Below are 12,054 nucleotides of genomic sequence, written 5' to 3' on the forward strand. Positions count from 1 at the left end.
ATGAAAACGGAACAACTGCAAACAGAACAAAAACGGATTCACTTCGACGGAGTCATGCAAAAACTCGGCCCGTTTCTTGGTTTATTTATTCTCGTTATCATTGTATCTATTTTAAATCCCAGCTTTCTTGAACCGCTGAATATTTTAAACCTGCTTCGCCAGGTCGCCATTAACGGATTAATTGCGTTCGGGATGACCTTTGTCATTTTGACAGGCGGCATTGATCTTTCTGTCGGCGCTATTCTTGCCCTGTCCAGTGCTTTAGTTGCGGGGATGATTGTGTCCGGTGTCGATCCGGTTCTCGCGATCATCCTTGGCTGTATCATTGGTGCCGTACTAGGCATGATCAACGGATTATTGATTACTAAAGGAAAAATGGCGCCCTTTATCGCCACGCTTGCGACCATGACTGTGTTTCGCGGACTGACGCTAGTGTATACAGATGGAAATCCGATTACCGGACTTGGCACAAACTACGCTTTTCAGATGTTCGGACGCGGTTACTTTTTAGGCATTCCTGTACCGGCGATTACGATGGTTCTTGCCTTTGTCATCCTTTGGGTGCTTCTTCATAAAACACCATTCGGACGCCGGACGTACGCAATCGGCGGCAACGAGAAAGCCGCGCTCATTTCAGGCATCAAAGTGACGCGCGTGAAAGTGATGATCTATTCTTTAGCCGGGCTTTTATCCGCTCTTGCAGGTGCCATATTGACTTCCCGCCTGCATTCGGCCCAGCCGACTGCGGGGGAATCGTACGAACTTGATGCTATCGCGGCAGTCGTCTTAGGCGGAACAAGTCTTTCTGGCGGCCGAGGACGCATTGTCGGCACGTTAATCGGGGTACTGATCATCGGCACACTTAATAACGGACTTAATCTGCTTGGCGTCTCATCATTTTATCAGCTGGTTGTCAAAGGGATTGTTATCTTGATTGCGGTATTATTAGACCGCAAGAAGTCAGCTTAGGAGGGTTTTCACATGAAAAAGGCTGTATCCGTCATTTTAACGTTATCATTATTTTTGTTAACCGCCTGTTCGCTTGAGCCTCCCCAATGGGCAAAGCCGTCAAACTCGGGGAACAAAAAGGAATTCACCATTGGCTTGTCCGTCTCAACACTTAATAATCCTTTTTTTGTCTCATTAAAAAAGGGTATCGAAAAAGAAGCTAAAAAACGGGGAATGAAAGTCATCATTGTTGATGCACAAAATGATTCATCGAAACAGACGAGTGACGTGGAAGATTTAATTCAGCAAGGTGTTGATGCATTATTAATCAACCCGACTGATTCTTCGGCGATCTCAACGGCAGTAGAATCTGCAAACGCAGTCGGTGTGCCCGTCGTAACAATCGATCGATCTGCCGAACAAGGAAAAGTTGAAACCCTCGTTGCTTCCGATAATGTAAAAGGCGGTGAAATGGCCGCGGCGTTTATTGCCGACAAACTTGGAAAAAGAGCAAAGGTGGCAGAGCTTGAAGGCGTCCCCGGCGCATCTGCCACACGGGAACGCGGCTCAGGATTCCATAACATCGCAGACCAAAAGCTCCATGTTGTCACAAAACAATCAGCTGACTTTGACCGCACGAAAGGCCTGACTGTCATGGAAAACCTGCTGCAGGGACATCCTGATATCCAAGCTGTTTTTGCTCACAACGATGAAATGGCGCTCGGTGCTCTAGAGGCAATTAACAGCTCGGGGAAAGACATATTGGTGATCGGTTTTGACGGCAATAAAGATGCGCTCGCTTCCATTAAAGACGGAAAGCTGTCAGCCACCGTAGCTCAGCAGCCTGAATTAATCGGTAAATTGGCTACAGAAGCAGCAGATGATATTTTGCACGGAAAAAAAGTGCAAAAAACAATATCCGCGCCTCTCAAACTAGAAACACAAAAATAATTGTCTGATGTTTAGGAACCTGCGATAACGTGAATAGAGATATAGAATGAATTATTTCTCTTACGTGAGGAGAGGAACGGCATGAACAAACCAACAAAAATATTTTCAACATTAGCACTTGCGGCTGGAATGACTGCGGCGGCTGCTGGCGGCGCTGGAACGATCCATGCTCAACAGCCAGAAACAACGGTAAGCATTGATGATTTATACAGTTATCCGATTGATTCTTATTTGGTATCAGCAGAGGCTCTAAATGTCAGAACGAAGCCTTCCGCATCAAGCCAGAAAGCCGATACGCTGCACCTAGGAGATAGCTTAAAGCTGATTTCCTTCTCAAATGCTGACTGGGCAAAGGTTCAGTATAAAAATGGAAAAATAGGATTTGTCTCCACTCATTACATTGTAAAAGCAGCGACAACGGTAAAAACCAAAACCAAAACAAAAGTATATACTTCCGCTGATGGAAAGAGCATTAAGACTCTTCCAGCAGACACAAGCGTTTCTTTTTTAGGCTGGAGTAAAACGAATAAAGGCGGTTTTGATTTTGATTGGGTATTCGTTGATTACGGCGGTGCGACAGGTTATATGAAAACAAAGGATTTACACATGACAAAATAACTGAGAGGGATTCCGCATTTATGCGGAATCCCTTTTATTATGAATTGATTTGTCACATTCCCAAGATATTTCTCAGGAAATATTGTCGTATGCTGTGTCTAAACCTTACATGATCATCGACATTTTTGTTCACGCTAAAAAGCGGAGGTGTAAATATGGATCAATTTGAAGCAGCATATGAATCGTATAAAGCCCGGCAAACAACTGTCGATCAAGAAAATGTTCCATCTGGAAAAGAAGAAATTATTGCGGTTAGAAGAAATGAGGAAGACAATATTATCGCAGTGAAAACCAATACAGGAAGAGAGCTCGACTACCCTACTGCGCTGTCAGAAGCAAAATCAGGAAAACTCGCTCATGTTGATGTCTTCCATAAATACGGGCGTGACATTTTGCGAAGTGAACCGGACGGCATCAAGGAAAATAACCTGTCTGAGCTGCCGGATTTTTAAACAAAAGGCTGCTGGATGTATTCGGCTAACCGTTTTGCACTGTGAGAAATATCCTCTGCAGCTGCATAATTCACGCCATAGAACACATATGGAGGCAGATACTTCATGCCGATCAGATTACTCGTGGCCTGAAATGGTTTCAATAGCTCACTGATCGAGTAATGATTTGCTCCGCCCGCTTGATATTTTTCCGCTTCGCTCCCTGTTGATACAGCCAGCATCAGCTCCTTGCCATGCAAGGCATTTCCTTCTGAACCAAAAGCCCAGCCGTAAGTCAGCACAAGATCCTGCCATTTTTTCAAGAGCGGCGGAGAGCTGTACCAATATAGCGGGAATTGAAAGACAATCCGATCGTATTCCTCGCACAGCTGCTGTTCCTTCGCAACATCTATTTCTTCATCCGGGTATTCCTTATAAAGATCCCGTACTGTGATATTGTCATGTTTACTCAATTCCTCAGCCCACGCCTTATTGACAACTGAGGTCTCCATATGAGGATGAACTGCCAAAACCAATATTTTCATCAGACCACACCTTTACTGTTTTGATGTTATTTTATCTAAAATCAGGAAAAGAGCCAAATAAAAAGAAAGCCCTGTAAAAGGGGCTTTCTTTTTTTCTTTTATTCAGGGCTTCCTTCAGTTGTTTCGATATCTTTCGCAAAATCAGGGTTATCCAGATTCGCATTAAAGAAATCCGCTGTGTTCGGAAGTCTGAGATTCATGTTCATTTTTTGAGAAATCGTAACCGTGCAATCCTCAAGCACATAGTCAAAAACGTGTCCGCCTGAATTGCGTCCTTCGTCAATGAAGTGCAGGTGATAGCCTGAAACGGCGATTCCGTTTGCATAAGCTGGTGTCAAGAAACCTACGATCGTCCCTCTCACGTTGTCGAAGTTGAAAATCGGCTGTGTTTTGACCGCTTCAACCATTGGCACGTAAGGTTTTTCTTGAAGTTCTACCGTTCTTGTCTGCACCTTTTTAAACAATCCGTCAATACGAATTGCATAAAATAAGTTTCTGCTTGGCAGCATGCTGTTGATCTCTTTTTCAAAGTCTTCGCGTGTCATTTTCGCATCAATTTTGTGCGTCATGTCCGGTGTAAAGAACGTAAATGAACAGAACGGAGAACGATCCCCGTTTTGGACCGGTGTCGCGGTTCCGTCTGAACGGAGACGGTAAAATTCGCCGTCAAACCCAATCAGCTCTCCGTCAAGCTTGTTAAAGGTTCCGATACCGAAGTCTCCATATTTCGGAATCTCTGACAGTTCAAAATCTCCGTCATATACTCCGTCTAATAGAGAAGTCATTGTTGATACTTGATAAATCTGGCTCACAGGCTGGTCTTTTTGACCGCGGCTGAGCACTTGAATGTTGCTTTCTCGTTTCATATTTCCCTTCACTCCTATTATTTAGTGCTGTTCATAAAACAGTGTCGTGATGATGCGCAGAGTGCTAGAGAGCTTTCGTTTTCATGAGTTCCCCGAATTCTTTCGGAAGCTTGTCACTTGCTAAATTAATGTTATCACTGTAGTCAACCGGGACATCGATGATGACAGGACCTTCAGCGTTCATGCCTTGACGCAGAACATCTGCCAGCTGGTCTGGTGATTCCACGCGCAAGCCAGTTGCTCCGAAGCTTTCCGCATATTTTACGATATCGATATTTCCGAAATCGACCGCAGATGTACGGTTATATTTTTTCAATTGCTGGAATGCAACCATGTCATATGTGCTGTCGTTCCATACAATGTGTACAATTGGTGCTTTTAGTCGAACTGCTGTCTCTAATTCCATTGCTGAGAATAAGAAACCGCCGTCACCAGAGACAGAAACCACTTTTTCTCCCGGTTTCACCAATGAAGCGCCGATTGCCCAAGGAAGCGCAACGCCGAGTGTTTGCATACCGTTACTGATCATTAATGTTAACGGCTCGTAGCTGCGGAAATAACGTGACATCCAAATGGCGTGCGAACCGATATCGCAAGTTACTGTAACATGATCATCGACTGCATTACGCAACTCTTTAACGATTTCAAGAGGGTGCGCTCTGTCTGATTTCCAATCTGCAGGCACCTGCTCACCTTCATGCATATATTGTTTTAAATCAGAAAGGATTTTCTGCTCACGCTCTGCAAATTCCACTTTCACAGCATCGTGTTCGATATGATTAATCGTGGACGGAATGTCACCGATCAATTCAAGATCAGGCTGGTAAGCATGATCAATGTCAGCGATAATCTCGTCTAAATGGATAATTGTCCGGTCTCCATTGACATTCCAGAATTTTGGATCATATTCAATTGGGTCATAGCCGATCGTCAGAACAACATCTGCCTGCTCTAGCAGTAAATCGCCAGGCTGGTTGCGGAACAAACCGATACGGCCAAAATACTGATCCTCTAAATCTCTAGAAAGGGTACCGGCAGCTTGATATGTTTCAACAAATGGAAGCTGAACCTTTTTCAAAAGCTTGCGAACCGCTTTAATTGCTTCCGGTCTTCCGCCTTTCATGCCGACCAAAACGACAGGAAGTTTTGCTGTTTGGATTTTTGCTATGGCCGCACTGATTGCATCATCTGCTGCAGGACCGAGTTTTGGTGCTGCAACAGCACGCACGTTTTTCGTATTTGTGACTTCATTCACAACATCTTGCGGAAAGCTCACAAAAGCGGCCCCAGCCTGCCCTGCTGACGCTATCCTAAACGCATTTGTAACAGCTTCCGGTATATTTTTTACATCTTGAACTTCTACACTGTATTTTGTAATCGGCTGGAATAGCGCCGCATTATCCAAAGATTGATGTGTCCGTTTTAAACGATCTGCACGGATCACGTTTCCAGCAAGCGCAACGACAGGGTCTCCTTCAGTGTTCGCTGTCAGCAGGCCTGTTGCCAAGTTAGAGGCACCCGGTCCTGATGTGACTAACACGACTCCCGGTTTTCCAGTTAAACGGCCGACTGCTTGGGCCATGAATGCTGCGTTTTGTTCGTGCCGAGCAACGATAATTTCAGGTCCTTTATCTTGTAAAGCGTCAAATACCGCATCAATTTTTGCACCTGGAATGCCAAATACATGTGTGACACCTTGCTCCACCAAGCAATCAACAACAAGCTCCGTCCCTCTGTTTTTCACAAGGGATTTTTGTTCTTTTGTTGCTTTTGTCAACACCCTCACTCCTTATTATGCATTTTAAACGTAAAATTTTAAATATCTTGTGATAAGTTTCACTATACACTCTTTGGAAATTGACCTCCAATATCGATTCGCCTTATGATTAATATGTAATACGAATTATTAACCTATGGAAAGGAATGCATATTGAATGGAGCTTCGCCATCTTCAATACTTTATCGCAGTAGCCGAAGAGCTTCATTTCGGAAAGGCTGCCCGGCGGCTGAACATGACGCAGCCTCCTCTCAGCCAGCAGATCAAACAGCTGGAGGAAGAAGTCGGAGTTACGCTTCTGAAAAGGACAAAACGATTTGTCGAGCTTACCGCAGCAGGAGAAATCTTTTTAAATCATTGCCGCATGGCATTGATGCAAATCGGACAAGGAATTGAACTGGCACAGCGGACGGCCCGCGGCGAGCAAGGCCTTCTCGTAATCGGTTTTGTCGGATCAGCTACATATGAATTTCTGCCGCCGATTGTCCGGGAATATCGTAAAAAATTCCCATCTGTGAAAATAGAACTGCGTGAAATATCCTCGTCTAGGCAGCAAGAGGAGCTACTAAAGGGCAACATTGATATTGGTATACTTCATCCTCCCTTACAGCATACAGCTTTACATATCGAAACCGCCCAAAGCAGCCCTTGTGTTTTAGCTTTGCCTAAGCAACACCCATTGACTTCTAAGGAATCAATTACGATTGAGGATTTAAGAGATGAACCAATTATTACTGTTGCTAAAGAAGCATGGCCTACTCTATACATGGATTTTATTCAGTTCTGTGAACAAGCGGGCTTCAGACCCAACATTGTCCAGGAAGCCACAGAATATCAAATGGTGATTGGTTTAGTCAGCGCCGGAATTGGTATGACATTTGTTCCTTCCTCAGCCAAAAAATTATTTAATTTGGATGTTACTTATCGAAAAATGGACCAAATACAGCTTAATGCCGAATGGGTTATCGCTTACCGTAAAGACAATCATAATCCGCTTATAAAGCATTTTATTCATATTTCAAATTGTCAGCAGACAAGAACTAAAGAGAGTGATGCAGGTACATGAACGATACTTGCAATCTCTTTTTTCTTTTGGGATTCTTATGGAAATTTTATTAATTTAATATAATCGCTTAGTACAACTTCATATCAGTATACGTATACATACAGTACAAATAGTTGGCAAGGACATTAGTAAGCGCAGGACATTAGTTTGATTTTAAAAATGAAAGATAGAGAGGTGAAGTAAATTATTGAGTTCACCGGCATATTCACATTGCTCGCTTTTTTCGTAACAATGATTTTTATTTTCTGGAGACCAAAAGGACTAAATGAAGCTATCCCCGCCACATTTGGCGCTTTAATGGTTTTATTGTGCGGAAGTGTGTCATTGGCAGACTTAGGGGAAATCGGAACAAAAGTCACGGGTGCATCGGTTACAATCCTTGCCACTATGATTATGGCCATTGCACTAGAAAGCTTTGGTTTCTTTTATTGGGTGGCTGCAAAACTGCTCCAACAATCCAAGGGTTCAGGCATCAAGCTTTTTTGGCTAACCAATTTGCTCTGCTTTCTCATGACCATTTTCCTGAATAATGATGGGAGCATTTTGATCACAACTCCAATCCTTTTGCTTGTACTAAAATATTTAGGTTTAAAAAAACATCAAAAAGCCCCATATTTATTAAGCGGTGTTTTAATAGCCACAGCCTCTAGCGCACCGATTGGCGTAAGTAATATTGTTAATTTAATTTCTCTCAAAATCATTGGAATGGATCTATATCTTCACACTGCCATGATGTTTGTCCCTAGTATGATGGGACTCATTTTTATGACCTGTCTACTGTTTATGTTCTTTTATAAACGTCTTCCCAAGAACCTGCCAGATATACCGAGCCATTTTCAGTCTCTGCGGCATAGAAGGTACCATCCTCTTCATTCGCCATCAGCTCCTTTACCAGAACGAAATCAAACAAAAATCATGTTGTTTGTGCTTGCATTTGTTTTTCTCGTCAGAATGAGTCTATTTGCAGCATCATATACCGGTATTTCTGTTCCTCTAGTCGCTGTCATCGGATCTTTTATCCTGTTGAGCTGGAGATGGATTTATTTCAAAACCTCCCCAAGAGACTTGTTATATAAATCGCCTTGGCACATTTTTATATTCGCTTTTACTATGTATGTCTTAATTTATGGTCTGCATAATATTGGATTCACTGAGTTACTTGTGAATTATTTTGAACCTGTGGTTTCTGGAAGCCTCGCCCACGCAACTTTCGCATCAGGTATCTCTACTTCAGTTTTTTCTAATCTATTTAACAACCATCCAGCGTTAATGATCAGTACTTTTACCTTAACTGAAATGACCCTGAATCCTTCAACAACAAAAATCATCTACTTGGCAAATATTATCGGCAGTGATATCGGTTCATTATTATTACCTATGGGAACTTTAGCAACGCTTATTTGGATGCATATATTAAAACAGCATGATGAAAGTATTTCATGGGGCGAATATATAAAAACGACCATTATCATCATTCCGCTGACTGTTCTTTTTACGTTAACATGTTTATATTTTTGGATCAGTTGGTTATTTCTTTAGCACTGTATGAAACGAAAAACTGCCTTCTGCTTTTCAAGAGGGCAGTTTTGTATACACTAGGGAAGATGCATTGTCTTTAGATGATTTAACTTCCAAATGACTGGCTCTCCACTTGCGTTAATAAGCTCAATGATATTATTAGAGACATCCTTTAATAGACCAACTTTTTCTGGCACCTCTCCCATATCAAATATGACCAATTCACCAATATTTTTTTTGATCTGCTCCTCAAAATTACGCACAAGAGGAACTTTGGAAGGCACGACAGGCAATTGTGAGTTGTCAAGAGTATACGGTGTTTGTTCAGTTGAATAAGGGGTAAACCATTTTAAATGATGCATAGATATAAAAAGTATTTTAAATACAGGTGAGAAAAATACAATATAATCGTTTAAAACATTTGTAACATACCCATGGATCGATCGACCCCCAGTTACATAAACTTCAATAAACTGGCCTTTGACCTTGTTTAATGTATTTCTATATGAAAAAGCTTGAGTTTCTGCCTCTATCATTGGATCTTCCGGATTGATCAAAAATGGCTTCTCAGTACTGGTCATTATTTTCGCCTTGTTTATTTGATGAAGATGCAACAAGGGAATATAAAGATAATTGCAGCCATCAAAAATAACAAAAATATCCTGCCCGATATCTATGAGGGTGCCGACAAACCTTGTATCTCCTGAAATGACAACCTCAACATCTGTGTTAAGGAATTGATTCAAACCTTTCACGATTCTCCTCCTTTAACTGAAAAAGGGCATCACTTAATCTGATGCTCCTCCATTATCTATTAAAATTTACGTTTCCAGTGATAGTCTATCGTTCTGACAATCGTTTCATAGCTATAATCTTCCTTTTGTTTTCCTGAACTTTTTATTGAACTTGAATAACCTGGTGATCTTGATGATTGATAATCTGAAGATCTTGGTGATCGTTTAGATGATTTTGATGAACTCTTTGAACCTGATGAGCTGTATGATTTTGATGATTGATAATCTGATGATCTTGGCGATCGTTTAGATGATTTTGATGAACTTTTTGAACGTGACGAACAGCCAGATTTGGATGATTGATAATCCGAAGATTTTAGTGATCGTTTAGATGATTTTGATGAACTTTTTGAACGTGACGAACGACCAGATTTGGATGATTGATAATCTGAAGATTTTAGTGATCGTTTAGATGATTTTGATGAGCTATATGATTTTGATGAGCTATATGATTTTGATGAAATGAACGAATTGCTGTCCTTATCATTATTGTCTTCCTGGCTTTGTTCATTCTTTTGATCCTCTTTTTTGTACGACCCTTTTGGGCCTAAGCTGATGCTTTTTATGTGATAAGAATAGATGCGAAGCACCTCTTGATTTTTCACTATAGTATAATGGCCGTCGGCATTATCTACAAGGATACCCTCAATGGCTTCCGGACCTCCACGATTAATTGAAACCCATTTATGAGTCAGACTCTTAAAAACCTCGCTTAAATCATCAGCTTCCAAGACACCTGATGGCGTCTGTCCTTCTATTTTCAAATCGGGCTCATGTTTACTTATACTCTTTATGTGATGGATATTAAAATACACTACCCCATCCTCATTTGTGTTTAACGCAGCGTAATCATCTCCCAGCCAGACCAATCTTCCTTTTTTAGATTCCGGACCCCCTTGATTAAATTGAACTGATTGGTTCATGAATTGTCCGATTAAGCTATGAAAATCGTCAGCGTCGGGCATTTCCCCAGTCTCAATTGCTGTGGTGCTATTATTGGTATCCTCAGTAATACTTTTCACATGCTCCAACTGATAATAAATTATTTTTTTTTCAGCTTGTAAAGCAATATAATCTGATTTTACAGCAGTTAATTTCCCTTTTTTAGATTCCGGACCTCCACGATATACAGTAACAATTTTATCTTTCATTGAATGCAAAAAGTTATAATAAGATATTTCATCATTTGAATGATACTTCATTCTCCTCTTGCTCATTCAAGTTCCTCCTAGTCACTTATACATAGATGATAAACATATTGCATATATACGTGTCACGTTTATTTGTTGAACTAATTCAATAGCCTAATTGTCGCTTTTTCAGCAGAATACCTATTTTCACACATTCATAAAATACTTAAATTATTTTTGAGGTATTGTGAACGGTTTTTAATATACTCACAAATCACATCCGGCTCCCGGTCAAAACGCTCAACATCATTCTTTTTGTATGGGTCCATCAAGATAAAAGGCCTAATCCGCTCATACATCGCCATGATTTTCGGTTCCATATATTCTATCGTAAAAAGAGATTGGAGCGTTTTTTCTAACAGGCGCTTGTAGGACTTGCGAAACTCGGATTCATCCAATATCCGGGCGGTTAGTGTATTAAATCCTTGAATTCTTACATAATCGGCAGCCATCCGCTCTCCATGGATATCCCTGCCCCAGGTCGCATCATAATCCCAAGGAATCACCTCAAATAATCCGGTTTCCCCGCTTCTGTATAATGCGTAGTTGTGGACAAACCCGTCATAGTTCGAGGTGAATACAATACCGGCAAGCCAGCGCAAATACTTATCGACATCCACGTGTTTTGTCACTTCTGACTTAAACTGAGCTTTAGGGACAGTATTAATTTTAAAAATCATATCCTGTAAATAAAAATCATCTTCCACAGTCCCTGTCTTCTTTTCATATCCAAGCTCCAGCGACGTCTTCGTTTCCTTTTCCAAATCGCTCATCAGAGAAAAGTTAGCATCATCATCCACCGCGTAAAAAATCGCGCCATCAGCCAGCTTCCTTTTCGCCAAATAATATTCATCTACGGATTCAAGTTCAAGATAAACCCCTTCATTCTTCCCATTCACCTTTACAAACACAAACTCTGCCTTTGGAGACAGTGTCCCTAGCTCCGAGAAAAAATCCAGAGACAATTTGTTTCTCATCAAGGAAGGGTCTTTATACTCCGCATTTAAGTGAATCTCTCGCGCGCCGCGGAATGTTTTCGGCTGATAAAAGGAAATATGGTATGACTTCTTTTTGAAGTCTCTGATATGTGATCCCCGATAAGCGATATCAATATCCAGCCTTTTTTGATTTACCTTCATCACAGCTGGCACCGGATCATCGTCCCATATATCCTTTTTTAATTCACGCAAATCTTTTGGATGAACAAACAGCTGATAAAGCGGTAAATTGGATTGATTCTTCATCCATAATCCTCCTTACAAATATTAGGCTTTTATTTTTATAAGATCTCAGCGGAACACTTATACACTTTTTAAAACCGCGCGTACTATGAGGGTAGTAAGGATCTTC

The 12,054-nt window shown here is 41.3% G+C and carries 12 protein-coding genes; 6 read left to right on the forward strand and 6 right to left on the reverse strand.

The genetic code is table 11. The annotated features are described in order from the left end of the window. The 4 genes from rbsC (at window position 1) to KXZ66_RS18945 (ending at window position 2,969) form a co-directional block, all read left to right on the forward strand. The gene (gene rbsC, locus KXZ66_RS18930) at window positions 1–969 is read left to right on the forward strand and encodes a ribose ABC transporter permease RbsC (RefSeq protein ID WP_003227873.1); all 969 of its coding nucleotides are present in this window, start codon (window positions 1–3) and stop codon (window positions 967–969) included. Window positions 970–981: 12 nt separating this feature from the next. Further along, window positions 982–1,899: a ribose ABC transporter substrate-binding protein RbsB gene (gene rbsB / locus KXZ66_RS18935; protein ID WP_151870014.1), complete on the forward strand. Its 918-nt coding sequence runs from the start codon at window positions 982–984 to the stop codon at window positions 1,897–1,899. 81 nt (window positions 1,900–1,980) lie between these two features. Continuing rightward, entirely contained in the window at window positions 1,981–2,517 is a 537-nt protein-coding gene (locus tag KXZ66_RS18940; protein WP_151870013.1) for an SH3 domain-containing protein, read from the forward strand. A gap of 155 nt (window positions 2,518–2,672) precedes the next feature. Continuing rightward, window positions 2,673–2,969 carry a DUF3892 domain-containing protein gene (locus tag KXZ66_RS18945; RefSeq protein WP_003227867.1) on the forward strand — a complete coding sequence of 99 codons (297 nt, stop codon included), beginning with the start codon at window positions 2,673–2,675 and terminating at the stop codon, window positions 2,967–2,969. Here the strand turns inward: KXZ66_RS18945 and KXZ66_RS18950 are convergent. From KXZ66_RS18950 to alsS, 3 genes are all read right to left on the reverse strand, one after another. Further along, on the reverse strand, window positions 2,966–3,493 hold the full coding sequence (locus KXZ66_RS18950; RefSeq protein ID WP_015714827.1) for an NAD(P)H-dependent oxidoreductase: 528 nt from the start codon (window positions 3,491–3,493) through the stop codon (window positions 2,966–2,968). The genes KXZ66_RS18945 and KXZ66_RS18950 overlap by 4 nt on opposite strands. Before the next feature lie 98 nt (window positions 3,494–3,591). Beyond that, on the reverse strand, window positions 3,592–4,359 hold the full coding sequence (gene budA / locus KXZ66_RS18955) for an acetolactate decarboxylase (RefSeq protein WP_003244457.1): 768 nt from the start codon (window positions 4,357–4,359) through the stop codon (window positions 3,592–3,594). Window positions 4,360–4,423: 64 nt separating this feature from the next. After that, window positions 4,424–6,136, reverse strand: a complete 1,713-nt coding sequence (alsS, locus tag KXZ66_RS18960) for an acetolactate synthase AlsS (RefSeq protein WP_219144697.1) — start codon at window positions 6,134–6,136, stop codon at window positions 4,424–4,426. Between the two features lie 157 nt (window positions 6,137–6,293). Between alsS and alsR the strand changes: the two genes are divergently transcribed. Both alsR and KXZ66_RS18970 read left to right on the forward strand, forming a co-directional pair. After that, window positions 6,294–7,202, forward strand: coding sequence for an acetoin biosynthesis transcriptional regulator AlsR (alsR, locus tag KXZ66_RS18965; protein WP_003227859.1), 909 nt, complete (start codon window positions 6,294–6,296; stop codon window positions 7,200–7,202). A gap of 210 nt (window positions 7,203–7,412) precedes the next feature. After that, the gene (locus tag KXZ66_RS18970) at window positions 7,413–8,741 is read left to right on the forward strand and encodes an arsenic transporter (protein ID WP_015251069.1); all 1,329 of its coding nucleotides are present in this window, start codon (window positions 7,413–7,415) and stop codon (window positions 8,739–8,741) included. Between the two features lie 56 nt (window positions 8,742–8,797). Here KXZ66_RS18970 and KXZ66_RS18975 read toward each other — a convergent pair whose 3' ends face one another. The 3 genes from KXZ66_RS18975 to cotH form a co-directional block, all read right to left on the reverse strand. After that, on the reverse strand, window positions 8,798–9,475 hold the full coding sequence (locus KXZ66_RS18975; RefSeq protein WP_017696595.1) for a DUF2642 domain-containing protein: 678 nt from the start codon (window positions 9,473–9,475) through the stop codon (window positions 8,798–8,800). A gap of 59 nt (window positions 9,476–9,534) precedes the next feature. Then, on the reverse strand, window positions 9,535–10,731 hold the full coding sequence (locus tag KXZ66_RS18980) for a spore coat protein CotH (RefSeq protein WP_151870012.1): 1,197 nt from the start codon (window positions 10,729–10,731) through the stop codon (window positions 9,535–9,537). 128 nt (window positions 10,732–10,859) lie between these two features. Next, window positions 10,860–11,948 (reverse strand): spore coat protein CotH, encoded by a 1,089-nt coding sequence (gene cotH, locus KXZ66_RS18985; protein WP_014478176.1) that lies wholly within the window; start codon window positions 11,946–11,948, stop codon window positions 10,860–10,862. Window positions 11,949–12,054: the final 106 nt, after the last annotated feature.

The sequence above is a fragment of the Bacillus sp. LJBS17 genome (assembly GCF_019334685.1).
GTDB classification, from domain to species: Bacteria; Bacillota; Bacilli; order Bacillales; family Bacillaceae; genus Bacillus; species Bacillus subtilis.